Annotated in this window: 28 protein-coding genes and 1 pseudogene; 8 read left to right on the forward strand and 21 right to left on the reverse strand. The window is 45.4% G+C overall.

What is annotated here, in order from left to right:
* Positions 1-79: 79 nt before the first annotated feature.
* Positions 80-667 carry a YfiR family protein gene (locus VV1_RS16460; RefSeq protein ID WP_011081243.1) on the forward strand — a complete coding sequence of 196 codons (588 nt, stop codon included), beginning with the start codon at positions 80-82 and terminating at the stop codon, positions 665-667.
* Positions 655-2,643, forward strand: a complete 1,989-nt coding sequence (locus tag VV1_RS16465) for a diguanylate cyclase (protein WP_011081244.1) — start codon at positions 655-657, stop codon at positions 2,641-2,643. Before VV1_RS16460 ends, VV1_RS16465 begins: the two co-directional genes overlap by 13 nt.
* A gap of 284 nt (positions 2,644-2,927) precedes the next feature.
* On the opposite strand, the pseudogene VV1_RS16470 reads toward VV1_RS16465, so the two are convergent.
* A pseudogene (locus VV1_RS16470) lies at positions 2,928-5,068 on the reverse strand (TonB-dependent hemoglobin/transferrin/lactoferrin family receptor).
* Positions 5,069-5,295: 227 nt separating this feature from the next.
* Between VV1_RS16470 and VV1_RS16475 the strand changes: the two are divergent.
* A complete protein-coding gene (locus VV1_RS16475) occupies positions 5,296-6,183 on the forward strand; it encodes a LysR family transcriptional regulator (RefSeq protein WP_011081246.1) in 888 nt (295 codons plus the stop codon).
* Between the two features lie 48 nt (positions 6,184-6,231).
* On the opposite strand, the gene VV1_RS16480 is transcribed toward VV1_RS16475, so the two are convergent.
* Positions 6,232-8,910 carry a bifunctional acetate--CoA ligase family protein/GNAT family N-acetyltransferase gene (locus VV1_RS16480; protein ID WP_011081247.1) on the reverse strand — a complete coding sequence of 893 codons (2,679 nt, stop codon included), beginning with the start codon at positions 8,908-8,910 and terminating at the stop codon, positions 6,232-6,234.
* Positions 8,911-9,134: 224 nt separating this feature from the next.
* On the opposite strand from VV1_RS16480, the gene VV1_RS16485 reads away from it, so the two are divergent.
* From VV1_RS16485 to VV1_RS16505, 5 genes are all read left to right on the forward strand, one after another.
* The gene (locus tag VV1_RS16485) at positions 9,135-9,710 is read left to right on the forward strand and encodes an SPOR domain-containing protein (RefSeq protein WP_011081248.1); all 576 of its coding nucleotides are present in this window, start codon (positions 9,135-9,137) and stop codon (positions 9,708-9,710) included.
* Positions 9,711-9,876: 166 nt separating this feature from the next.
* Entirely contained in the window at positions 9,877-10,872 is a 996-nt protein-coding gene (locus tag VV1_RS16490; protein ID WP_011081249.1) for a D-alanine--D-alanine ligase, read from the forward strand.
* Between the two features lie 296 nt (positions 10,873-11,168).
* The gene (locus tag VV1_RS16495) at positions 11,169-11,543 is read left to right on the forward strand and encodes a DUF3319 domain-containing protein (RefSeq protein ID WP_011081250.1); all 375 of its coding nucleotides are present in this window, start codon (positions 11,169-11,171) and stop codon (positions 11,541-11,543) included.
* Positions 11,544-11,545: 2 nt separating this feature from the next.
* The gene (yciH, locus tag VV1_RS16500; protein ID WP_011081251.1) at positions 11,546-11,857 is read left to right on the forward strand and encodes a stress response translation initiation inhibitor YciH; all 312 of its coding nucleotides are present in this window, start codon (positions 11,546-11,548) and stop codon (positions 11,855-11,857) included.
* A 591-nt stretch (positions 11,858-12,448) separates the two neighbouring features.
* Positions 12,449-12,871, forward strand: coding sequence for a phage protein (locus VV1_RS16505; protein WP_011081252.1), 423 nt, complete (start codon positions 12,449-12,451; stop codon positions 12,869-12,871).
* 52 nt (positions 12,872-12,923) lie between these two features.
* Here the strand turns inward: VV1_RS16505 and VV1_RS16510 are convergent, their stop codons facing one another.
* The 19 genes from VV1_RS16510 to VV1_RS16590 form a co-directional block, all read right to left on the reverse strand.
* A complete protein-coding gene (locus VV1_RS16510) occupies positions 12,924-13,244 on the reverse strand; it encodes a hypothetical protein (RefSeq protein ID WP_043921128.1) in 321 nt (106 codons plus the stop codon).
* Positions 13,245-13,329: 85 nt separating this feature from the next.
* Positions 13,330-13,476 carry a hypothetical protein gene (locus VV1_RS24980; RefSeq protein ID WP_165963399.1) on the reverse strand — a complete coding sequence of 49 codons (147 nt, stop codon included), beginning with the start codon at positions 13,474-13,476 and terminating at the stop codon, positions 13,330-13,332.
* Entirely contained in the window at positions 13,461-13,676 is a 216-nt protein-coding gene (locus VV1_RS16515; protein ID WP_011081254.1) for a hypothetical protein, read from the reverse strand. The genes VV1_RS24980 and VV1_RS16515 overlap by 16 nt, the downstream gene beginning before the upstream one ends.
* Positions 13,677-13,679: 3 nt before the next feature.
* The gene (locus tag VV1_RS16520; protein WP_011081255.1) at positions 13,680-14,042 is read right to left on the reverse strand and encodes a hypothetical protein; all 363 of its coding nucleotides are present in this window, start codon (positions 14,040-14,042) and stop codon (positions 13,680-13,682) included.
* A gap of 94 nt (positions 14,043-14,136) precedes the next feature.
* The gene (locus VV1_RS16525; RefSeq protein ID WP_011081256.1) at positions 14,137-14,622 is read right to left on the reverse strand and encodes a hypothetical protein; all 486 of its coding nucleotides are present in this window, start codon (positions 14,620-14,622) and stop codon (positions 14,137-14,139) included.
* A 3-nt stretch (positions 14,623-14,625) separates the two neighbouring features.
* The gene (locus tag VV1_RS16530) at positions 14,626-15,258 is read right to left on the reverse strand and encodes a hypothetical protein (RefSeq protein ID WP_011081257.1); all 633 of its coding nucleotides are present in this window, start codon (positions 15,256-15,258) and stop codon (positions 14,626-14,628) included.
* 3 nt (positions 15,259-15,261) lie between these two features.
* A complete protein-coding gene (locus tag VV1_RS16535; RefSeq protein ID WP_052298474.1) occupies positions 15,262-15,969 on the reverse strand; it encodes a hypothetical protein in 708 nt (235 codons plus the stop codon).
* Between the two features lie 4 nt (positions 15,970-15,973).
* Positions 15,974-16,444, reverse strand: coding sequence for a hypothetical protein (locus VV1_RS16540; protein ID WP_011081259.1), 471 nt, complete (start codon positions 16,442-16,444; stop codon positions 15,974-15,976).
* A 4-nt stretch (positions 16,445-16,448) separates the two neighbouring features.
* Positions 16,449-16,820: a hypothetical protein gene (locus tag VV1_RS16545; protein ID WP_011081260.1), complete on the reverse strand. Its 372-nt coding sequence runs from the start codon at positions 16,818-16,820 to the stop codon at positions 16,449-16,451.
* A complete protein-coding gene (locus VV1_RS16550; RefSeq protein ID WP_011081261.1) occupies positions 16,817-17,026 on the reverse strand; it encodes a hypothetical protein in 210 nt (69 codons plus the stop codon). The genes VV1_RS16545 and VV1_RS16550 overlap by 4 nt, the downstream gene beginning before the upstream one ends.
* Complete coding sequence (locus VV1_RS24985; protein ID WP_165963400.1) at positions 17,027-17,176, reverse strand: hypothetical protein; 150 nt, start codon at positions 17,174-17,176, stop codon at positions 17,027-17,029. It abuts the gene before it with no gap.
* Positions 17,177-17,185: 9 nt separating this feature from the next.
* Positions 17,186-17,479 (reverse strand): hypothetical protein, encoded by a 294-nt coding sequence (locus tag VV1_RS16555; RefSeq protein WP_011081262.1) that lies wholly within the window; start codon positions 17,477-17,479, stop codon positions 17,186-17,188.
* Positions 17,480-17,488: 9 nt separating this feature from the next.
* The gene (locus VV1_RS16560) at positions 17,489-18,331 is read right to left on the reverse strand and encodes a major capsid protein P2 (protein WP_011081263.1); all 843 of its coding nucleotides are present in this window, start codon (positions 18,329-18,331) and stop codon (positions 17,489-17,491) included.
* A gap of 247 nt (positions 18,332-18,578) precedes the next feature.
* Positions 18,579-19,247: a helicase HerA domain-containing protein gene (locus tag VV1_RS16565; protein ID WP_043921129.1), complete on the reverse strand. Its 669-nt coding sequence runs from the start codon at positions 19,245-19,247 to the stop codon at positions 18,579-18,581.
* Positions 19,228-19,719 carry a hypothetical protein gene (locus tag VV1_RS16570; protein WP_011081265.1) on the reverse strand — a complete coding sequence of 164 codons (492 nt, stop codon included), beginning with the start codon at positions 19,717-19,719 and terminating at the stop codon, positions 19,228-19,230. The genes VV1_RS16565 and VV1_RS16570 overlap by 20 nt, the downstream gene beginning before the upstream one ends.
* Positions 19,712-20,068, reverse strand: coding sequence for a hypothetical protein (locus VV1_RS16575; protein WP_011081266.1), 357 nt, complete (start codon positions 20,066-20,068; stop codon positions 19,712-19,714). Before VV1_RS16575 ends, VV1_RS16570 begins: the two co-directional genes overlap by 8 nt.
* The gene (locus VV1_RS16580; RefSeq protein ID WP_011081267.1) at positions 20,061-20,291 is read right to left on the reverse strand and encodes a hypothetical protein; all 231 of its coding nucleotides are present in this window, start codon (positions 20,289-20,291) and stop codon (positions 20,061-20,063) included. Before VV1_RS16580 ends, VV1_RS16575 begins: the two co-directional genes overlap by 8 nt.
* A gap of 31 nt (positions 20,292-20,322) precedes the next feature.
* On the reverse strand, positions 20,323-22,311 hold the full coding sequence (locus VV1_RS16585) for a hypothetical protein (RefSeq protein WP_011081268.1): 1,989 nt from the start codon (positions 22,309-22,311) through the stop codon (positions 20,323-20,325).
* A complete protein-coding gene (locus VV1_RS16590; RefSeq protein ID WP_011081269.1) occupies positions 22,312-22,506 on the reverse strand; it encodes a hypothetical protein in 195 nt (64 codons plus the stop codon).
* Positions 22,507-22,509: the final 3 nt, after the last annotated feature.

The raw sequence follows: 22,509 nt of genomic DNA on the forward strand, positions 1-22,509 counted from the left end.
ATTGAACCGTGGTATTAGGGGGATGTCGAAGCGTTTCGCACCTATTTGTAACCTATAGAGCAAAAGTTGATAGATATCTATGAAAGCCAATTTATTGATTAATCACCTTACTCGCCATCCTAAATATCATTATTTGTTGATTTCTCGTTCATTTTTTCATTTTTACGTCGCTTTGCTCACGCTAGCATTATTGCTCTGTTTTCAAAAAGTATTTGCTTCCGAAATTCCATCCGAATCACAACTCAAAGCAGCTGCAATTTATCAAACCTCTCACTTTGTTCATTGGCCAGATAGATCACCAGACGAGCCGATACGTTTTTGTATTAAAGGCGATAAGAAAGTGCAACAAGCATTAGAAATGATTCTAGAGAACAAGCCGAACACATCTCGTCAGTTCCTCATAAGCAACAACCTAAAACAGTGTGATTTTATCTACTTTCATGAAAAAACGCGTTTTCAGATACTGAAAGCACAGACCAATAGCACGGTGACGATAAGCGGCAAAAAAGACTTTTTGAAGATTGGTGGCGTGGTTGAACTGACAATAACACAAGGGCGTGCAGCGATAGGAATATGCCAAAGGGCATTGCAGGAGAAAGATTTTACCGTTGATGCTTCGCTCATGCGAATCGCCGATGTAAAGGAGGCTGAAAGATGTGTTCGCTAAAAAGCCTTTCCATCAAAAATAAATTATTGTTGCCCATTTTGCTGTTCGGCACGCTGATTTTTCTTATCGCACAAGGTTTTCACTTTTGGGCGAGTTACGAAAAAGATCAACAGTTGCAAAACCATAGAATCTCTATTCTTGCTTACGGCGCAGCACAAAACTTACAGGCTTCCGTGTTATTCAACGACCAAAAAGTGATGCAAGAGATTCTAGATTCGTTTTCTATCGATCCGAGCATATTGATTGTTGAACTTCGTTCTCTTGAAGGTGGCGTCCTTGCTCGTTATCAGCGTGAGATGCCTGTTAACGTTGATAACCACGTTTTATCTCTACCGTATCCTTTCGAAACCTTTATTACCTATAGCCAACGCATAGACGTTGAACAAAACGCGATAGCGACGCTCAGTATCACCGCATCAACTCAAACGCTTGAACAAATGCTCACGCGGCTACTCGAAAGTAGTGTGGTGTTTTTGGCCATATTACTGCTTTCCGGAAGTACTCTTTATTTGATTGTGCAAAAAGTCGTGATTGACCCGGTGTATAAACTCAATGAGTCAATGCAAGATTTGGTTGAAGGACGAATAAAGGGTGGGTCACTGGTATCTCATTCCAGCGATGAGATGGGAGAGTTGGTGAACGCTTTTAATGCGATGAGTCAGCGCCTTGCTCTTCGTGACAGCCAAGTGCATCACACGCTCGATCGATTGGAACACGAAAAAGCATTTGCAACGGATGTGATTGAAGCCGTTCAAACCGCGTTGTTAGTTGTCAATGAACATGGCGATATATTGCACCACAATGCTGCTGCACGGATGCTATTTCAATCAGACGCACAACGTATTGCGCAACACAAGCTTTCCGAACTCATGCTTTGTAAAGAGCCTTCGTTCGTCGCCAATGCGTTGACTAGCAAGAATCCATTAGAGGAACGATTAGTTGAATGCAGGCTACCAACAGGCTCCAAATTGCTGATCAAAATTTCAACACGGATATTAAGCAAGAGGAGGGCGACCCTATTTTCAATTCAAGATGTAACGGAAATTGAAACCGCGTTGAATCGTCAGCGTATCGCTGCTGGTGTATTCGAAAACAGCCAAGACGGACTTGTGGTACTTGATCATAACGGACTCATCACCATGACAAACCCGGCTGTGACACGAATGCTGGGCTATCCACAGGAAATTCTAATTGGGAAGTCATTATTAAAAGCGTTTGACTGGCAACAAATCCAAACCATTATGCCAACCATCCAAGAATCGCTGGAGCATTACGGACAGTGGCAAGGTGAGGTGCTGGAAAAACACTACAATGGCAATTTAATACCAATGTTCGCCAAAGTGAGCCGAATTTCTAAAAAAGTCGGTGTTCAAGAGGTGTTTGACATGGTGATTATCCTCTCGGATCTGTCTGGCGTAAAAGAAATGGAAAGACTGGAGTATTTAGCCCACCATGATGCATTAACGGGCCTTGCAAATCGTGCCAAATTGCATCGTACGCTAGAAGATGAATTGAAGTTGTGCAACTTTACTCACAGCGAGTTTGCTTTACTTTATATGGACTTAGATGGGTTTAAGTTCATCAATGATACCTTTGGTCATGACGCTGGCGATCATGTGTTAAAGGTTGTATCAGAACGGTTACTTAACGAAGTTCGTAGTGGCGATTTAGTCGCGCGATTATCGGGTGATGAGTTCGTTCTTTTGATTAAGCGGGCCGATAATCATTCCGTCACTTTACTGAGTGAACGTATTTTAGAAAGCTTGCGCCAACCTATTGAGTATTTGAATCAAACGATGCAAGTTGGCTGTAGCATTGGCGTTAAATTGGTCGGTCCACAAGAGAAGGATATGGAAAGGATCTTAAAAAGCGCTGACACCGCAATGTATAAGGCTAAGAAGTCTGGCAAAGGGCAGGCGATTTTGATCGGCTCTGAGGTCGGAGAGGCATGTTTAAGCGACGTTACTTCGGAATAAACTTTGATCTAAATCGGAAATACCGCAACTTTTGAGCAAATCGCTCGCATCTTGTTGATGAACTGTTACAATTAGATGGAATTTAATTTGTGATAAAAAATTTGTTTCTCTTTGAGGATCCTATGGAACTTGCTCTAATTGTTGTTTTTATCGTTGCTTCTGTTGTGATGGTAAAAAAAGAAATGTCAAAACAATAAGTTATCATTCATCAACTTTTTCTCTTTGTACATTTTTGAATGAAACTTAAAAAGCCAGCAAATGCTGGCTTTTGTTTTTGTAGTTGGTTAGAACTCGTATTTTACACTGATGTTGTAGTTTCTCTCTGCTTGAGTTAAATCTCGACTCAGTTCTTTTTCCCCTCGAATATCGTTCCATAGGTAATATTTTTCGTTGGTCAAGTTCATGATTCCAGCTCTTACGGTAACGTCTTGTGTGGGTTTAAAGTAAGCCGTTAAGTCAATTACGGTTGCTGATGGTAGCTCTACTTGATTTGCCGTTCCGCCATTATTTCCGTCTAAATTAATGTGACTATTGGACTTTTTAGCAGTGTAATTCACTTTTATGCTTGTACCCCATAGAGTATTGGGAGCATCATAATTTACCGCACCCACTGCATTCCAAGGATTGACACTATTCAAGGGATTCCCTTCGCCATCTTCACCTACAGTGTATGCAGCTACAAAACGGGTAGTCATACCTAAAGGTAGATTAGCAATTCTGTTCAAATCCAAAGTGTTGGAGACTTCAATCCCTTTAATGGTCGCTTCACTGATATTGACATAGGTGTATTCCGTCAAACCACCGCCTCGCGTTGAAGTTTGCTCAATGAAATCAGTGTAGTCACTATAGTAGAGAGCGATTTCACTGGTTGATGCGATGGTATTATGACGATAACCTAGCTCATATGAGAGACTTTTTTCAGACTCGAGATTAGGGTTGGGGCGGTTAGTGTAACCATGTCCCGGATTGTCATAGGTATAGTACAACTCATTGAACGAAGGCGCGCGAAAACCTTGGCTAATTTGTGTAAACAGTGTGCCTTCTTGCGCTACCTTGTAAGTGGCACCTAGTCGACCTGTGAATGCTGAATCACTGAATTTTATGAAGCTTTCATCTACAGTGTCTGACGGATCTGTAGAGAAATAGTCATAACGTACACCAGGAGTTAAAACTAACTTGTCGTTCAGTACGGAGATTTCATCTTGGAAGAATAGACCAAAACTCATTTCCTTCGCATCTGGCGTGTATACATAGATTTTATCCGGAGTGTTCGGATCAGAGTTAAATTCACGATTCGTGTTACTGATGCGACTTGTCTTATAAGACAAACCATAAACTAAATAGTGCGTTTCTAACTCCTTATCGAACTGGGTTTCTAACTCAATTTTATTTTCAGCATATTGATAGTCTTTTTTCTGCTGATTATCTCCATTGGGTGGAACCCTAGGTGGGACTCCTGCACTTGCTTCTTTGAAACGGTTTGTAAGTCCGTTTTCTTCTTTATCTGTCCAAGTTAGTCTAGATGTGATGGAATCAGTGATGGTTGTATCAACAAGCCAAATGTGCTTTAGACCAAGACGATTTTGCTTGGTTGTATCCTCAGAGTTAAAGTTTTTGTAAGAGGAGCTTGCAATATCTGAGTCATTTTGGTTGTAAATCACTTCTCCAAGAAATTCTAAACGATGGTCATCGCTCAGCTGAGATTGCAATTTGATCAACAGATCATTCTTAACGTAGTCTTGAGACTCAACTGAATAGTCGTCATACGGTGCTTTTGAAAAGTTTTGGAGTTCTTTGCCATCTCTACGAGTGTAGGCGACCAAGGCTTCAACGTTATCAAAACGTTTTGCTACGGCTACATGTTCACTAAACGATTTATCTTCGGATGAGTATGATAGTTTGGCCTGCCCCCCGAATACTTTGCCATTTTTAAGAAAGTCAGCTGGATCTTTCGTTTCGAATGCCACAACACCGCCAATCGCATCGCTTCCATGCAAGCTAGATGCTGCGCCTTTTACGATCTCGACACTTTTAAGCATATCCGGATCAACCGAGACTGCGCTTGAATTGATAAAAGAGTAGGGACCGCCATCAAACACGCCTGGCTGAGATGCTCCGTCAACCAAAATTTTAACTCTTTTACCCTCCATTCCCCTAATATTGATACTTTGAACACCCTTGGCGCCTGTGTACTATTGATAGTTACCCCTGGTGTATATTCAAAAACATCATTGAGATCTTTGGCCATCTTACTTTCAAGATCTTTATCAGAGATAACGGTTACTGATGCAGCGACTGCGTCCATAGTTTGATTCGTACGTGTTGCAGAAACAACAACTTCATCAAATAAACCAGCATCTTGTGCTTGTACTGGCGTAGCGAGAGCGAATAGTATTGAGGCTGAAAGGAACGTTCTGTTGTACATTTTTACTACCTTAAATCCATAGTAGGCGAATAATTGTCGCTATGATATTGGATGCTAATGATAATTACTATCATTCGTAAAAATATTTTTAACCTGGCTCTTATGTCGTTCCGCGTTTCTTAAAATGAAAAATTACAAAATATCAATACGATATACTGAGAATGATGAATTTATAGCGCCACTTTACAAAATTCACATCTGTGATCTTGATCACCAAAGGAGTTGAAGTGCAAAGCCCCATAACCTTGGAAGCATTACATATCTTAGATGCCATCGACAGAAGAGGGAGTTTTGCTTCCGCTGCCAATGAGCTTGATCGCGCTCCTTCGTCTTTGAGTTATCAAATTCAAAAGCTTGAGCAAGATCTAGACATCATGATTTTTGATCGTTCTGGCCACAAAGCGAATTTCACAGACGCTGGTCGACTTATCTTAGAACGTGGCCGCACGATTCTCGCTGCAACAGAAAAACTTGTTAACGACGCGACACTGCTAGCCAATGGTTGGGAACTGGATATTTCCATCGCATATGATGGCATTATCGGTATTCACCATTTTTTTTCGCTTGTAGATGCGTTAGGGAACGTGAGTAAAACCAGAGTCAGATTACAGGAAGAAATTCTTGCAGGCTGCTGGGAATCCCTTCAATCCGGCAGGGCAGATTTGCTCGTGTGTCCAAAACTAGAAGTCCTGCCACATGACGTGAAAGCAGACACCATTGGAAAAATGAGTATGACTTGGGTGGCGGCACCCAATCATTACGTCCACAAACGAAGTGGTGAGTTTAATGATACAGCAAGAGAGAAGTACCGCATTATCGCTATCGCCGATACTGCACGTGAGCAACCGGCTATTACGGTCAATATCATCCAGAAACAACCGAGATTAACCGTCACTAATCTTCAAGCCAAAGTTGATGCGCTTGTCACTGGCCTCGGAATCGGCACACTACCCACAGATATCGCAACTCCATTGATCGAAGCAGGCAAGCTCAAGGAAATCGAAGGTGCAGAGCAGCAACATCTAGAGATCATTCTGGCTTGGAAGCGCAACCAAATGGGAGAAGCGAAATCCTGGTGTATTCAATATTTGAAGAAAAACTGGAAGCTAAAATAAACGTTGATGTGAAGAAAGCGGCTTTGACAGCCGCTCTCGTCGGTCCGCTCAGGGATTCAGTGGCAACACCATATCTGCAACGCCATCTTCAAATTGGATATCCAGGCTAAAACCAAGCTTTTGAGCAAGCGTTAACATGCCACGGTTTGTTGGCATGGTCATGCCAGTCATCTTCTTCGTGCCTTTCTGACGACAATAATCAATGATCTTATTCATCAGGACTTTTCCTAAACCTTTGCCTTTTAGATCAGAACGAATCAATATCGCAAACTCCGCCTCCGTGTTTTCAGGATTAATCAAGGCTCGCGCAACGCCAATGATTTTTGCCTCTCCGGATGAAAACGATACGGCGACAAAGGCCATTTCTCGGTCGTAATCTATTTGGGTCAGATTCGCCAAGGCTTCGTGATTAAATTCACCTACATCACTGAAAAATCGCTTATAGAGATCTTCTTTGGAAACATTATTTATGAACTCAGCGTGCGAAGGTTCATCCTCTGGCAATATCGGCCTTAGTAGAATGGGTTCTCCATCTTTCAGCTGCATGGTTTCTACAAACTCAGCGGGGAAAGGGCGTATAGCAAGGCGCTCTTGACCGTGGCCTAGGTAGTTCTCTAAAGTCAGATCCGCGTCCAAAATGGTAAAATGCTCGCCATTTGCCAGAACTGGATGAATGTCCAGTTCTTTAATCTGCGGTAGCTCAACCACCATTTGAGAAATGCGAACCAAAAATTTTGCCAGTCCAAGAACATCCATTGGTTCAGGCAGTTTTTGTAGGCGTATATGGCCTTCTTTAATCGCGCGCACAATCTGATAGCGTGCCAGCGTCATATTTAGAGGCGGTAACGCTGCCGTTGCATCACGAGCTTCGCTCCATTCCGAACCTCCTTGACCAAGTAGAATTACTGGACCAAACACTTTGTCCGTTATGACTTTTACGCGAATTTCTTCCCCTCCGGCAAGTTTAGCCATGCCTTGGACCAGTAGCCCATGTATGTTGGCACTAGGGTAGGCAAGTTTTGTACGATCGAGAATAGCGTCAGCCGCTGACGCTACTTCTTGGCTATTACTCAGATTCAGCATGACGCCCTGGACATCAGACTTATGTGCAATGTCAGGAGAGCGCAACTTCACCGCAACGGGATAACCGATTTGCTCGGCAATATGCACGGCCTCGGAGGTATCACTTGCAATCCAGGTCGGCAAAACATCAAAGTGGAACAGCTTTAACAAACTGCCCAATTGGTGAGTATCAAGCTGTGCGATTTCCTTATCCATCAAATGCTCTGAAACCCACGCTTTCGCAGCATTGACGTCGGAAACGTGCAATGGTTCTGCGGTTGTCGGCGTTTCCATCAGTTGTTTCTGATTGCGGCGGTATTCCACCAAATGCATGAAAGCCACAACTGCGCTTTCTGGTGTTCTATAAGTTGGTATTCCCGCTTTAGTGAGTATCATGCGGGCTGGCTTTGCAGTTTGTTCACCAGACCAATTCGTTAATATATTGAAACGCTTGTGTCTCGGATGACTCTGTATTGCATCGACAATCGCTTGCGCTGTTTCTACGGAGTCTGAAACCGCAGAAGGGCTATGCATAATCAGGACCGCATCTGCACAATCACTATCAAGGATGGCGTTAATAGTTGCAACGTAACGTTTTTTATCCGCATCGCCCACAATATCAATAGGATTATTGTGGGACCAACTACTTGGTAGATGCTGAGAAAGCATCTCTATCGTTTCCGAAGATAAGTTGGCTAACTGCCCACCTCGTTCAAATAGTGTGTCGACGGCCATTAATGCGGGCCCCGCACCATTAGTAATAATGGCAAGTCGCTCACCTCGCAATGGAACCGAATGGGTGAGGGTTTCTACTGCTGCAAACAGTTCGTGTGTGTTGTTGACTCGTAGCATTCCCGAACGTCGGATAGCTGAGTCATAAACGATATCAAGTGTATCCGCGCCCGATTTATTTAATGCTCTTCGACCAAGAATCGAACGTCCACCTTTCAAAACGAGAATGCGTCGATTACGTGAGGCTGCGCGGGCTGCAGAAATAAATCGTCGTGCATCAGTGATTGAGTCAACATAAAGCAAGATGGCGTCGGTTTTACTGTCTGTTGAAAGGTAATCAAGCAATTCGTCAAAATCGATGTCGAGACCGTTACCAATCGAAACAAAAGCGGAAAAACCAATTTCTTTGTCATTGGCCCAATCCAAAATTGTTGTACACACCGCGGCAGACTGAGAAATAAATGCTATCTTCCCCGGCTTTGCCGTTACGGGAGAGAAGGAAGCGTTAAATTTTTGCCAAGGTAGGATCAAACCAAGACTGTTTGGTCCAAGCACTCGCATGTTACTTTCGCGCGCAATACGCAAACACGCATCGGCGACAGACTGATCGTCTTGATGGGGGTAATCTGTATCTGACGCCAACACTATGACAAACTCAGTACCAATTTCTGCCAGTTGTTTAAAAAGCGCTACATTGCGCTCTGAGCGAGTACACAGAATAGCAATGTCGGGGACAAGCGGCAGTTCAGTAACAGAGGGGTAGGCGAGAACACCAGCGACAGATTTGTATCTTGGCGTGACCGGTATAATCGTGCCATCAAACCCGCTTTGAAGCAGGTTTTTCATTACTATGTTACCTGCACTTAAGTGACGTTGTGACGCACCAATAACCGCGATTGAAGTGGGTTTAAACAGTTTCTGTAGCTTATGCACTTGGCTTTCTCCCTGCTTCGTCGCATGACCTTGTGGAGTTCATCATAAACAAAATCGTCGATAGTGAAATGTTTATAAATAGAACTATGCTTACAAAAACAGCACGCCGTATGTAGATTGTGTAATAAGTCACATGTTCTAAGCGGATTATTGACATCTAGGCTTGATTCTCTGCATCGCTATCGGCATGATTTAAGATAAATTTTTTAAGAGTTAGTCATTCCATGAAAAAAGTTGCCATTATCACTCTTTCTGTTTTGCTGTCTGCTTGTGCGTCAGATAACTACGTTGCTAACGTAACGACCGAGAGCCACCGCGAAGAATTTAAAATTGAACCTATTCCCGAGCCTTTGATGGCACAAGAAGAAACCGTTCAAGAGGTGAGTATTCCGCAGCAAGTGGTTAAAATGGAGCCACAAACGGAAGAGAAAAAAGTCGTTAAACTCAGCCCTCAGTCCGAAACCACCAAAGCAGTGAAGATAGTCCCGCCGAGCAAAAAGCAACAAGACAAAATGCAGCGTTTTGGTTACACGGTTCAAGTTGTTGCTGTCGGCTCTCAAGCAAAAGTTGACTACTTTGCTTCTAAACTGCCTAAAGACGGTCAACCTATTTGGGAAAACTATAAGATTGTCAATGGTACTAAATGGTTCACAGTATTATATGGTGACTTCGCAACAAGCACTGAAGCAAAGAAAGCCATTGCACAATTGCCCCAAGAGTTTAAAGAATTGCAGCCTTTTGTAAAAAGCATTGATGCCATCAAAAACTCTGAATACCCAACACTCAACAAACTAAACTAAGTGACAACGACATAAAAACGAAAGGAGCCTAGCGCTCCTTTCGTTTTTGTACAACAACTAGTCATTCAGTGGGTAAAAGCCATTTTTTACCAATAAATGACTGTACGAATAGCAAGGTATCGCTATCATTGAGACAGCGTGTCTTCTATCACGGAAAGATTTAACAATGATGAGAAATGTTCTACTTTTATGCGGCGGTGGTTCTTCAGAACACGAAATTTCGCTGCTTTCTTCTGAATACCTTCAGCAACAACTTGGCTTAATTGAGAATGTAAATGTCCTAAAGGTTGAGATTAAGAACGAAGGTTGGTTTGACCAAAAAGAGAGACTTGTGTATCTCGATATCCATACGAAAAGCGTGAAAAGCGATGAGTTTAATGAATCGATACACATCGATTTCATTGTACCTTGTATTCATGGCTTTCCGGGTGAAACAGGGGATATTCAATCACTTTTTGAGCTTGCAGGTATTCCTTATCTGGGCTGTGGTCCTGAAGCTAGCAGTAACAGCTTCAATAAAATCACGTCGAAACTATGGTATGACGCGATTGGCATTCCTAACACACCGTATCTTTTCCTAACAGAGAACAACGAAGAGTCTCACCAGCTCAGTAGAGAGGCATTCGATAAATGGGGCAAACTGTTTGTCAAAGCGGCGAGACAGGGGTCATCTGTTGGTTGTTACAGTGTAACCAAAATAGAGCAGCTTTCTGATGCCATTGATAAAGCGTTCGGATTCTCTCATCAGGTATTGGTTGAAAAGGCAGTAAAACCAAGAGAATTAGAAGTTTCCGCATATGAGATGAACGGTCAACTTCATATTTCAAAGCCAGGTGAAATTATTGCTCCAGACGGCGCTTTTTACTCCTACGATGAGAAATACAGTGCGGGTAGCCATTCAATCACAGAAGTGGAAGCGAAAAACTTAACCGAACAGCAGCTAGCGACGATTCAACTGTGCAGCGAGAAAGTCTTTCGTCAGATGAACCTTCGTCATTTGTCTCGAATCGATTTCTTCTTAACCAGTGAAGGAGAGATCTACCTTAATGAAGTGAATACCTTTCCTGGAATGACAAAAATTTCCATGTTCCCCAAAATGCTCCAACACAATGGACATAAGTTTCATGAATTCCTAGCGGACTGCATTGAACGCTCACTTTAAGCATTAAAGAAAATCGGCGCTTTTAACATTGTTTTTCAACAAAAAGCGCCGTTTTATAATCAGTAAATCATGGGAATTCAATTATCTAATCCGTCATTCTTTTTACGAAATAGCACCTTAAAAACCAGACAATACACCTACTAATATGTGATTGATTGAAGAGTATCTTCATGGTGGAAAAGGTTTTTTTTCATTTCATTGCACCAAAGCACGCTATTATAAGAATTTTATACTTGCTAAGCGTCTGATTACTATTATGATTATAGTAAGACTTAATTAATAGATGATTCAGTTACATGGCTATATCTCATTACCGTGGTTTTAACTTACAGTCTGCACCAAATGATACGAACATCTGGCAAGTAAAGATTAAGAATCGAGTGCTTCAAGGAAGCTTAAGTGCAGTGAAAAAGAGCATTGATTGGTGGTGCGATACTGCATCGATCATTGATCCTAGAGAGTTTTCTTCGCTTGACAGAAAGCAAGAAGCGACAGGCTCTCCTCAGGCAGAAAACTTTAATGGTTTTGCCATTAAAAACGATACAGGTGAACCAAACGCTTGGTATTGTTTCTTTAATGGCAAACTCATTAAAGGTTCCAAAGCGGCTATTCAGCGACATATAGAAGCTTATTTGATCGCGAAACAAAAGGCCGAACAACAGAAGAAATAGTAATGACTCTTGTATATTCAACAGAAACAGGCCGAATCAAACCAGAAGAACCTAAAGCTTCGCGCCCAAAAGGCGATGGTATTGTTCGAATTCAGCGAGAAACCAAAGGCCGAAAAGGCAAAGGGGTTTGCGTTGTCACTGGCTTGGATCTCGATGATGCTCCATTGAAGCTTCTCGCCGCAGAGTTGAAGAAAATCTGTGGTTGTGGTGGTAGTGTTAAAGATGGCAACATAGAGATTCAAGGTGATGCTCGTGACAAAATCAAAACGCATCTTGAAAAAAAAGGCATGAAAGTAAAATTTGCCGGCGGTTAATTTCAAAGGAGCTTTCAAAGCTCCTTTTTTAATCTCGTTCAAAGTAAGCAGTTCACATTAAACGACATAATGAATCAGCAATCGAAGCAACCAATATAGAACCTTAAATCTTTGATTAATAAGGTTCTATATTAGGTATTTTATGGTAAATCAGAATACTGTTAAATATGCATACTCTTATGAACCTAACAAAAACCTAGAAACACCAACACATGAAGTTAGCGTAGACCTATAACTCACAATAGGCAAGTGATTGGAAAGCAGGGTAAGTGATTGAAATAGATCTACTTATGAACTTAACTAAAAACCCGATTTATTTAACATAACGTACATAATGCGCACCAAAGCATTGGTTTTTAACATTTCAAATATTTATCGAAATCCCGCAAATTTTATCCAGCTAAAACAATCACATAATACAACATATTGCATTGTAAAACCGTTTCGTTATCTCAAGTTATTAAGGCTGCACTATGAAAAGAAATGAACAAAATAATTCTTTTCGTCATTTGATAGCCCTTGGCAATCAAAACCCCTCGCAGCAATCGAAAATAACCATTAATAACGCTGATAATTTGAGAGGTTTATCACATGGATTTTGAAGCCTTTAACGTCTTATTCTGGCGAGTGTTTCCAAGTATCAAAGCTGGCGCGGAATACTTCCACGTTCAACCCGCGACCGTTCGCCGCTGGCTTTCGGGCTCGATACCCATCAACCCAATGGCTGAAAAGCTGGTAATCATCAAATCCCTTGGCTATTTACCTAATGATATTCGCTGGCGTGGCTTTCGTATTGATGAAGCCCGCGCGGTACTCATTACCCCTAGCGGGCGCGAGTTTTCGCCCAAAGAGTTGGAAGCCTTCGCCTATCAAAAAGACGAGTATCAACACTTTCTTGAGCAATACGAACGGCCACAAAGCCCCAAATATTACCCCGCAAAAGAGAACATTTTACCCTTTAAAGGCGGTCGCCGGATGACTGCCGCGCCTTGGATACCAAGCAAATTGAAGTAACAAAAAGGCCGCAATTAAGCGGCCTTTTTTCATCCAGTTTTTCAAGTAACTATCAACCCCAAGCTCTCAATGCTTCATCATTCAATAACTCTGCGTGGTTTCCTATGATTGTTAAATGAATATGGGCTGCTGTGCTGTCTAATTGAACTCCATTATCACCAACCTTTAGAGCCCAAGACTCTAAATCGAACTTGTTTTTTAATCGGTGGATAAACAGATAAGCTGTACCTGGCTGAATGTATTGTGTGCTGTACGTTACATCAACAAAGCCTTTGGTATTAAGTTCATCAACGTTACTTTTTATAAAATATTCTATTTCGTTTTGAATCTCTTCAGCTTGACCCAAAAAAAAGTCTGTGGCGTTTCTTAACATAGCATTACTCCTTTTAATCATCGCTATAAGCTTAGATATGGGGGTCTTAGCAATGAAAGCAACTGCATAAAGAAAAAAACCGCAATTATGCGGTTTTTTTTTCTAGCTCTGTGATTCGGCTATCCAGCTTTTCGAGTGTGAGCTTTATCCAAGCTATATCGACACGCAGCGCAACCACCGTTGCAATACTGGACGCCGCACCCGTCACCACGGCAATTATGATTGTTTCCATTCCTTGCGCACCGTTTCCCACAAACCCAACATAAGGGGAACGGTTGTACCAATCAATCCGCCCCATTGAATACCCGCTTCGCTCACGCTGGCGGTGATCAATTCAGGGCGACCTATCGCCAGCGTTGCCCCCGCTGCGACCAGTGCCAAGCCTTTTTTGGTTGAAGGCTCTTTTAGTCGCTCTTTAATCCATTTTTCCATGGTTCACCTATCCATTAACTGATTTGTTATAGCCACATTGACCAGCGCGTGATATTGCGGTTTAAGCTGACCGCCACGCTTGCCAAAGAGTTCTTTTAAATACGGTTGATATTGGGCCACTTTCCACAAGGTAAAATCGGCCTCTGGCGTTAATCGCTTTTCATCGTCCAGATAGAAATCGCGAATCATGAGCGGGGCCAGTTCAACGGGTTCCCACCCGTTAAACTTGGCTAAAAAATCGCTCAATACCTTGCCCGCCGTTTGGGTATTGTCTGCCGTCCATTTATCAAGTGACGCGGTCACACTGCCCCGCATCGCCCAGACTGCCACGGCAACCCCCATCAACCACCACGCCGCGCGGCTCATAGCTTGCCCGCTTGATTTAACTTGCTTACCACCATTGCACCAAGCACCGTGCCAATGACACTCACCGCAATATTGATTGCTATCATTTTGCCATTCATGCCAGCGCCACCCCTTGGCGGGCATCGTCTAGGGTGTACCACCCGCGCCCGACTTCCATTACCGACATGGCATAGACAATGCTTGCCAACAATGCGTTATCAGAAAGGTTAACTTGCGCATCCGGTGATACGCCCACTTGCGCCGCGACAAATTCCGCATAGTTGTCACTTTTGTTTTCATTGCTTGGCGCAAAGCGGTGAATCAACTCACGAATGGAGTTCAAGCCGTGTTTGTTTTGATATGTTCGCAGCGTTCGAGCGCCAGCGCGAAAGCCGTACTTTGGCGCGCTAAAGGTTTCGAAACGCTTATCCACCGAGGGCGTTACCTTGCCTAACCAGTTATTCGAGCGGTTTTGCTCGATGTTTAACGGGTTATTGGCACGGACGCCGCGCGGCTTAGTGAGATCAACTAAGTTTGATTTGCTGTTTTTCACGATTACCCCCAAAGCCAGCAAAGATAAAACAACCACCGCAACTTTCATTGCTTATTCACCTTGTGGTAATGACTTGTAACTTTCCGGTAAATCGTTTTCCATCGCTTCGCCATAATAGAAAATGGTTCCCGAAATTCTTGTGCATGTAAAACCAGACGCCGCGCTTGCGATTATTTTCGTTGGTTCGCTTAGCATAGGGTGAGGGTCTGCCGGATTGCCCCACGTCATAAGGCCAAGCGAAGTAAAACCGCTACATTTCAAACGCGCGCCCCCGCCTACATCATCCAAGCGTGGCAACTTTTGAAGCTCTCCCAATTGCGCCGAAGCCCAATACAATGCACCAGCACGGGCCACGCTTGGGTCGCCTGTTACCCAAACATCCAGATTTACAAAGAGGTTTAGAACGGGCTCATTCACATACGGCGATGAACCTTCATAATTTTTTGACAACTTGGCCAACGATATTTTTTTCATTTCGTTACTTGAGCCAGTGCCTACAATCAGCGATTCCATACCCTGCGAAATTAGAATTGCTTCCGCAACTTCCAACTCTCCGCTTGCCCCTACTTTAAAGGGCAGCACTACAGGCCCGCCGCCCCCGACGTTTTCAAGCGCCTTTTCGACAGATTCGGCCAACGCTTTTAGCTTGTTTTCCGTGTTTCCATTGCCTAAATCAAAAGCCATGCTTTAAATCTCCAATACCGCAATGCTGTTTGCTGCATCGCCTGTTAACTGAATTTCGGCGGTTGTCTCAAGCTCCAGCTTTTCGCCCGCCTCTAACGGATATGCGCCCGCCACCGTCACCGCCGCCGTGTTACCGCTTAGCGCTTTAATGGTGATTTTCTTGCGCCCTGCGTTGGCCGGAATGGTGTAAGGCATCGCATGAACGCCCGCCGCCAGTGAAGCCGATTTTTTCAGCTCGACCGCTGGCAAGCTGGACACACCGACCGATTGGCCCGCCGCGATGGTCATTGCTGGAATACTCGAAACGTCTAGCGATTGGCCCGCCGCCAGTTGCATTTCTGGCAAGCTGGATACCTTAACCGTTTGATTTGCTGCCAACTCGACCGCTGGCAAGCTCGATACGTCCACCGTTGGCAATGCGGAAACTTCCACCGCTGGCAGCTCTGACACGGCTACCGTGTCACGTTGTGGCGGCACGTATTCACCAAAGCCAACTTTTAGCTTTACATCCCCTTCAACGCCGCGATTTTCGACCGTCACCACCCCCGCCAAGCGTTCGCTTTTGACTTGCGCCCCTTGCGTTAACACGTAGTAACCGCCGCTTTGCGTAGTGATAAGCAGCTCACCCGCTGCTTTTTCCACGAAAAGAAAGTCACCAATTGCGGTAAAGTTATCGCGCGCACCTGTTAACATTCGTTTTTCAAAGCTCATTTGATTAACTCCGTGTCATTAGGTACGCAATGGAGATAGCCGCGAACGCGCCAATGGCAAGCTTTTTGGTTAACTCCGCATCTTCACGCTGTTCATTGGCTCCGTTGTCTTGTTTGAACTTCGCCAACTCCATCACCGCATTGAGATTTTCCGCATTTTGCGCGGCCTGACTGCCTGCAAGCCCCGCCATCATCGACAAGTTTTCCGAGTTGGTCGCGCTGTAGGTTTTGAGCGCATCCTTTGAAAAATCCGTCACACTCTTAACGGCATCCCCCGCCACACTTCCAAGCGTGGTCATGGACAACTCCGCAAGACTTCCCGCCGCCTCAATCGCACCGTGGTCAGTTGCGGTTACGTTGAGCGTTGAGTTGTTAATCCCACTAATCGCGGTTCCAAGGTTGTCGCCGCTAATGGCGTTTTGACCTGAGTTATTACTCGTGGTCGTGGTGTTCTTAGAACTTGATTTACCACCCATATTTTTAAACTCGCATTGTCAGCGCGGTCACTTCTTCGCTTGGCTGCTTCTCGTTGGTGTGCAAAGGCTTTACCAACCGAGCCAGCGCGGGAAAATAGGTTTCAGCGCTGATACTGTTTAAACCCAATCGGCGCACAACGGGCGCGAGCTCTTGCATGGCTTTCACGACGCCAACCCCCGACACTCCCCACAAAAAATAGGAATCGCCGACAATCTCCCCCGCAATCGTGACGTCATACCCTTCACCGTGTATTTGGTAGAGGCTGACATTGCCCGCCGACACTTCACCCTTTAAGGCTTCGAAGTCTTGCGGGCATTTTCTAAACGCCACTTTGAGCCGTTCCAGCGCGCCCGCTGGCTCCGCTAACTGAATCATTTTCGATTCATCATCATGAACGCCAACGCCAAGACCACGCCGCCAATCAATAACGGACTTACCCCCGTAGGGCTTCCCATATTAATCGCGCCGACACTTTGGCCGCTGTTGTTGGTACTGGTTGCGGTTGACGGGCCAGCATCGCCGCCACTAATTGGCATTGAACCGCTATTCGTCAACCCGCCGCCGATAAGAGAACCCAACATTTACGCCCCCTTCACTGCGTGTTTATAAACCAGATAACCGCCGCCCACTAAAGCGGCCCCCATGACTAACTTTTTTGTTGTGCTTCCGGTGAAATAGCCCGCACCAAAGCCCGCCGCCGCACCGATAAGTGGATATAAAATAAAAGGCATCATTCCCCCTTACTTACTTTTCAATGCGACAATCAAACCAATGAGCAACAAGCCACCCACGCCATACATGAGATATTTCTCATTCATGGATGCCGCCGGATTGCTTGGCGGCACTGGTGCGCCATTTGGCTGCACGGGTTGTTGCTCTGCTGGCTTGCGGTTTTCTTCCGGCGCGGCACTTTCCGCCTTTTGCGTGTTGGTCACTTTTGGGTCGAGTTTTCCGCTTACGTAATTGCCCGCCGCATCCGTGACCGTCCCTGCAAAATTGGTTAGGTTTTCGCCCAGTGAATCCCAAAGAGACATTTTGCCCCCTTACGCCGTGGCGGTCGGTAGCGCTTTGACTTGCTCGACTGCTTCAAACACAACCGGAACCGCGCCCGCTTGTGATTTTTCCAGCTCAAACGCGAGTTGCTGGCTTGCTGCCGTGTTCAACACACCGTCAGCACCGAAGCCGTAACGGGTAAAGTCCACACTAAACCAGCCCGCATTTTGCTCTTGACCGCAAGCGGCAAGGTCGTAAGCGTTGTCTAGTTTGTTGGCGTTGTATTCTTCGATGTTGTCACGCAACACACGCACACGCTCAACCGACTCATCCATAAAATGCGCACGTTTTAGGTTTAAGAACGGGCTACGCTCTGCAAAGTCAAACGGGATACGGCCCGCCGCTGGCGCGTTCCAAGTCAGCTCAATGATGCGCGGCAAGTAGAAACGCTCGCTTTGTGCTGGCAGCACATGAGCACGGGCGCGGATACTTGGCACCGCTGGCGCGCCTTCGCTTGGCGTTTGTTTGAGTTGCACGTAAATAAACCAGATTTCGCCTTGCAGCGTCACGAGATCAGTTTGACGAACACCAACTTTTGTACGGTATTCTGATTCACCAAAATCAATGACGTATCGGCCTTGCTCGTTGTAGGTCTTTTTGTGCTTTTGGATGTTGACGAACGTTTTACCGCTGGCGCTCATAATTGGACGGCCATTCAACTGGATTTCAATTCGTTCAATATCTTCCGGATTGGTGATATTTGTGACCAACTCAATGCTGTGATAAGTCGGGCCCGTTACCAAACGTAGATTTGCACGTTGGCCCCAGCCAACGCCTTCCATTGGGTCTAGCTCTTTTGCGCGTGGTGCAAATGGTGTGCTGATAATTTCCATACTCACCCCCGCCTTAACCGATCACGTCTTCGACTGCATCAACGTTGTTTGATGCCCAAACCACACCCGCCGCGATTAGCGCGCTAAGTCCGAGCAAAATTAAATTGCCTTTTGTTAATTTCATTGCTTTACGCTCCAAATAAAAAAACCGCTGTTCATTAGCGGTTTTTATCTTTGCCCGATATTCACAACGGTTTGTAAATGCGGATTTAGAATCCTTGATTCTATTTTGTGAACTTATTCACATTTACCAGCGTATTAGCCCCGCTTCGTACCCTTTGCCGTTCTGGTGCAAGTAGTGAAGCGGTTGTAAATCATTGATAACCGCCGAAGGAATGCCCGTCATTTTTTCTAAATACACGGCACTTGCTCCGGTCTTTTGCATCATGACGTACATGTGTTGACAGTTATCAATAATGGTTTTTGAAACTTCTTGCCCACGCTGGAAAAGGTTTATTGTGTGGATGCCATACGAACGCCCCAAGCGCAACAACTTGCCATGATAGCCCGTCGCTTTGCCCGCCGTTTCGCTGTGCTCTGCAACTTCCTCACAAACCACTTTCAACGGTTTGACATGATGCCCGTCACCACACCCCCAAACGATTTGACAAAACTTGTCAAAATCGGCGGGTTTTGTGTCGCCTTTTTTTAAATCCGGTTGCCACGCAATTTTAAATCCTTGCTTGGTTTTTCGGCCTGCAACCACCGCTTGAGCAAAGCGGCTAAACGAGTGATACACGCGCACCACTCGCCCCAGCAACTCACCGTCATATTCTCGCTTTGGGTCAAAAATCACGACTTGGTCAGTCGCTTTTACTAAGCGTTTTTTGACAAGCGAGCTTTTGCCACACCCCGACATTCCCACAACGGCGGTATGCTCATTTTTCAATGCGTTGTTATTGCGTCGCGGCTGCATGAGCACCCCCTTGCGCCTTTGCCGCCTGAATGATTGCGGCGCGTTTTAGCGCTTCTTCTTTCTGAATTTCTTGCATCATGGCGTATTTGCCAAAGCCAATAATTGACACGGTCGCTAGCAAGGTGAGTTCAGGCCCATACTCTGCCAACCACGGCGGCGGCTCCGCACCGTATTTGATCAACACGGGGGCGATTGCTCCGGTTAGTTGGGTTTCTTCTTGCTCATCGAATGACAAACGTTTGTCTTTGGCTTTTAGAATCCCATTGACAAAACCCACCCCTTTTGCCGCAAATGGCAGCACCGCCTCAAGCGTTGCGGCTTGCTGCTTTAGCGCTGCTTCCCGTTGCGCCTTATCTTCAATCGTGATTTCGGCGTCTTCTTCCATTTCCAATTGATTTAGAAAATCCTTTTCCTCATCGGTGTATTCTTTTTCTAAATCCGTTGCCTGTTCGTTTAGTCGTTCTTCATCCATTGTTTGCCCCTAGCACTTTGGCGGTTACATTTCCCAACAAAAAGCAAAAGCCACCAATGAGAAACTTTGCGGCGTTGCTGTTTGCTGACGTTGTTGTTTTGTTGTTTTGCGGTTCCGGTTCCGGTACGGGCTCTGTCACTGGCTCCGGCGTTGGTTTAAGCATTTGCTCGACTTCTTCCAACGGCTTGTAAGTGGCAAAATACGCTTGAATATCTTCACCCGTTCGACAATCCGGCCCACACTTACACCGAGCCCTTAAAAAGCGCGCGCGCTTGCCTTGCCCCTGAATGATTTTTTTAGGTGTTTTGCATTTCGAGCAAGGGAGATAACCTAAAATTTCTTCATCCATTGCTCACCTCTTGCAGCTTTTTCACTTCTTGTTTCAAGGTTTCGATTTCTTCATTCTGCACTTGCAGCAAAACGATGATTTTTCGCCCAAAGGAATTGAAAAAATCCCGAATCGGGTTTAGAAACTTTCCAAAAATCGGGTTGCCTACGTGCGCGCCGATTTCCTCTACCGCGCCCGCCATTTCTTTTTTAATTTCGCCGAGTAATAAAGCCTTTTTATTCATTTCTAGCCACTTCCTTTTATTTCAATTGCTCTTAGTGATACAAAGCTCCCGCGCGCTGATACAAATCCCAAAACGCCGAACGCTCCGCCTCGATAACTTCCGGCCTGATGTTGTAGGGCTCAAACGGCTCTGCCTTGACCGACTCCCACCAAGCTTGATTGTCTAAAAATTGCTTATATTGCATTTGATATTGCTCTTGCGCCGCTTCGCGCAAATCTTCCATTTCTATATCGCTGTAAATCGGTTTCATCGACCAGCCACGCGCACCCGCCGCCCATTTCAAAAACTGGTTAACCCTACGCTCTGCGTTTTTCTCAAACGTGATTGAAAAGCGGTTATTGGCGCTGACATGTAGCCCCGCTGCTTTTGTTGCTGCTCTTGCGTTTTTCAAACCGTTTTCAATTCGCTTGATTTTGGTTTGCAATTTCGTTTGTAAATCCACATCACCTTTTGCTTTGGCGATTGCTGCCGCTTCAATGCTTTTTTCTTTGGCTTGCTCATAGCGCTTGATGCTGCGCTTAATTGGCGCTTTCCATTGGTCGAGCTTGTAGCCTAACTCGCTGATAATGCCCGCCATGTTATCCGCTTCGAAACTCAGCAAGGTTTCCCACTTTGGCGCACGGCTACACGCTGCCATGTTGTAACGATTGCCCCGAATAAGCCCTTGATTGGCGTTTTCTCCTTTGGCTGCATAGCCCACCGCTTTAATGATGTAAGTCCCTGCCGCCTCTGGCTTTTTGATGCGCTCAACATGCGCAAAGCCATTACCCCAAAGGCTCTCAATTTTTCCAGCCCACGCACTAAAAAGCGCTTGCGGCATTTCCCAATCCATCAACAAGTGAACGTGCGGATTCGGCTCACCGTCCTCATTGGCTGGACACTCCGCCACCCAAAGGTAATGAAAGTCCGATTTATCCGGCAATACGCTTGCTTTGACCGCTGGCACTGGACAAAACAAACGCCCGCTTTCGCTGTCGCGCTCTGTCACGTAGGCCGGAAAGCCGCGCTTTCTCATCTTTTTGAGGCCATTAATAAAACGCGATACCTCCGCGCCTATCGTGGTGTGCATGTTCACCACTTCCCAAACCTTTTCAGGCTTGGCAAAAAGTGGCGTATATGGCCCCGCAATTTCGCCGCTTTCGTTCATGGCCTTGATGTTGCGGATTTTTCCCTTGTACCACTCAAACGCGCTATATGGCCCCGCCACCTCTGACACACACACGCCAAAATTTTGCTTGAACCCAACAGGCGAAAACAAAAGCCCCTCATCGGTGAGCGCGGAACCGTCAGCCACACGGCGGCGGCGTTCTTCATCAAACGTCAGCGTGATGAACGTTTTGAACCCGCCATGCTTCACCGCGACATACGCGCCGGACTCAAAAATATTTTTCACCGCGCGGGCGGTTAATTTTTCCGTGAAGCGGTCGCCGCTTTGCTGCTCCGGTGCATTGCTGGCTGGCGTTTCAATCACTTGCTGAATTCGGTATTGCTGCGACCAATCGCGCTTTTGCAATTGCACCTTTACCAGTGGCTTATCTGCCACCAATGACCGCTTTTTATTGCTGTTTAGTGCAGTGCCGCGCGATACCGCCGAAAATGACGCGCTGTAGTGCGCGCTGTGATATTTTTCAGGATTTAATACTAGGGGCGCTTTTATCGACTTTCTCAGCGTTGCCAAGCGTTGGCGGAAGCGTTTAGAGGCTTCATAACCCACCTTTCCCGCTGTCCGACTTTTGCGCCCTTTGACTAGCCTATTATCTCCGGCACTTCGTGCCGCCGCTTCGCGCAGGTGTCCCGCGATCGTTTTAATGCGTAACGGGGTGAGTTGCTCTGCATCTTTTAAGATGGTTTGTTGCTGTTCATTCCACTGAGAAAAATCGGATGCAAAAAAACCGCTACGAATAGCGGTAAGGTTCTTTCTTGCCTTATCGGATTGCCGAAGCGCTCCAACTGCGTATAGAACTGTGTTTTTATCCAGTGGCGCAAATTGGCTTGCGCTAAACTTTGCTATTTGGTTCATCTATGCAAACACCATAAAGCGGCGGTTTTTGTCTATCTCAATCACCGCCGTATTACCTGCCATTGATTTAACTGCGTTTCCGGTGTGATTCTCACACTCTGCAATTGCGCGAAAGAAATTGCGCGAAGGCTTGAACGGCAACGGCTCACCCGTTGGTAAACATTTGTTGTTATCCCAGATTTCAACCGTTGCCATATG

The organism is Vibrio vulnificus CMCP6, from assembly GCF_000039765.1.
Classification (GTDB): Bacteria; Pseudomonadota; Gammaproteobacteria; order Enterobacterales; family Vibrionaceae; genus Vibrio; species Vibrio vulnificus_B.

What these genes read in the sequence shown, in the direction of transcription:
- VV1_RS16460 (WP_011081243.1), top strand. Translation starts at nt 80, where the DNA reads ATGAAAGCCAATTTATTGATTAATCACCTTACTCGCCATCCTAAATAT.
- VV1_RS16465 (WP_011081244.1), top strand. Translation starts at nt 655, where the DNA reads ATGTGTTCGCTAAAAAGCCTTTCCATCAAAAATAAATTATTGTTGCCC.
- VV1_RS16485 (WP_011081248.1), top strand. Translation starts at nt 9,135, where the DNA reads ATGAAAAAAGTTGCCATTATCACTCTTTCTGTTTTGCTGTCTGCTTGT.
- VV1_RS16490 (WP_011081249.1), top strand. Translation starts at nt 9,877, where the DNA reads ATGATGAGAAATGTTCTACTTTTATGCGGCGGTGGTTCTTCAGAACAC.
- VV1_RS16495 (WP_011081250.1), top strand. Translation starts at nt 11,169, where the DNA reads ATGGCTATATCTCATTACCGTGGTTTTAACTTACAGTCTGCACCAAAT.
- yciH (WP_011081251.1), top strand. Translation starts at nt 11,546, where the DNA reads ATGACTCTTGTATATTCAACAGAAACAGGCCGAATCAAACCAGAAGAA.
- VV1_RS16505 (WP_011081252.1), top strand. Translation starts at nt 12,449, where the DNA reads ATGGATTTTGAAGCCTTTAACGTCTTATTCTGGCGAGTGTTTCCAAGT.
- VV1_RS16510 (WP_043921128.1), bottom strand. Translation starts at nt 13,244, where the DNA reads ATGTTAAGAAACGCCACAGACTTTTTTTTGGGTCAAGCTGAAGAGATT.
- VV1_RS24980 (WP_165963399.1), bottom strand. Translation starts at nt 13,476, where the DNA reads ATGGAAACAATCATAATTGCCGTGGTGACGGGTGCGGCGTCCAGTATT.
- VV1_RS16515 (WP_011081254.1), bottom strand. Translation starts at nt 13,676, where the DNA reads ATGGAAAAATGGATTAAAGAGCGACTAAAAGAGCCTTCAACCAAAAAA.
- VV1_RS16520 (WP_011081255.1), bottom strand. Translation starts at nt 14,042, where the DNA reads ATGAGCCGCGCGGCGTGGTGGTTGATGGGGGTTGCCGTGGCAGTCTGG.
- VV1_RS16525 (WP_011081256.1), bottom strand. Translation starts at nt 14,622, where the DNA reads ATGAAAGTTGCGGTGGTTGTTTTATCTTTGCTGGCTTTGGGGGTAATC.
- VV1_RS16530 (WP_011081257.1), bottom strand. Translation starts at nt 15,258, where the DNA reads ATGGCTTTTGATTTAGGCAATGGAAACACGGAAAACAAGCTAAAAGCG.
- VV1_RS16535 (WP_052298474.1), bottom strand. Translation starts at nt 15,969, where the DNA reads ATGAGCTTTGAAAAACGAATGTTAACAGGTGCGCGCGATAACTTTACC.
- VV1_RS16540 (WP_011081259.1), bottom strand. Translation starts at nt 16,444, where the DNA reads ATGGGTGGTAAATCAAGTTCTAAGAACACCACGACCACGAGTAATAAC.
- VV1_RS16545 (WP_011081260.1), bottom strand. Translation starts at nt 16,820, where the DNA reads ATGATTCAGTTAGCGGAGCCAGCGGGCGCGCTGGAACGGCTCAAAGTG.
- VV1_RS16550 (WP_011081261.1), bottom strand. Translation starts at nt 17,026, where the DNA reads ATGTTGGGTTCTCTTATCGGCGGCGGGTTGACGAATAGCGGTTCAATG.
- VV1_RS24985 (WP_165963400.1), bottom strand. Translation starts at nt 17,176, where the DNA reads ATGCCTTTTATTTTATATCCACTTATCGGTGCGGCGGCGGGCTTTGGT.
- VV1_RS16555 (WP_011081262.1), bottom strand. Translation starts at nt 17,479, where the DNA reads ATGTCTCTTTGGGATTCACTGGGCGAAAACCTAACCAATTTTGCAGGG.
- VV1_RS16560 (WP_011081263.1), bottom strand. Translation starts at nt 18,331, where the DNA reads ATGGAAATTATCAGCACACCATTTGCACCACGCGCAAAAGAGCTAGAC.
- VV1_RS16565 (WP_043921129.1), bottom strand. Translation starts at nt 19,247, where the DNA reads ATGCAGCCGCGACGCAATAACAACGCATTGAAAAATGAGCATACCGCC.
- VV1_RS16570 (WP_011081265.1), bottom strand. Translation starts at nt 19,719, where the DNA reads ATGGATGAAGAACGACTAAACGAACAGGCAACGGATTTAGAAAAAGAA.
- VV1_RS16575 (WP_011081266.1), bottom strand. Translation starts at nt 20,068, where the DNA reads ATGGATGAAGAAATTTTAGGTTATCTCCCTTGCTCGAAATGCAAAACA.
- VV1_RS16580 (WP_011081267.1), bottom strand. Translation starts at nt 20,291, where the DNA reads ATGAATAAAAAGGCTTTATTACTCGGCGAAATTAAAAAAGAAATGGCG.
- VV1_RS16585 (WP_011081268.1), bottom strand. Translation starts at nt 22,311, where the DNA reads ATGAACCAAATAGCAAAGTTTAGCGCAAGCCAATTTGCGCCACTGGAT.
- VV1_RS16590 (WP_011081269.1), bottom strand. Translation starts at nt 22,506, where the DNA reads ATGGCAACGGTTGAAATCTGGGATAACAACAAATGTTTACCAACGGGT.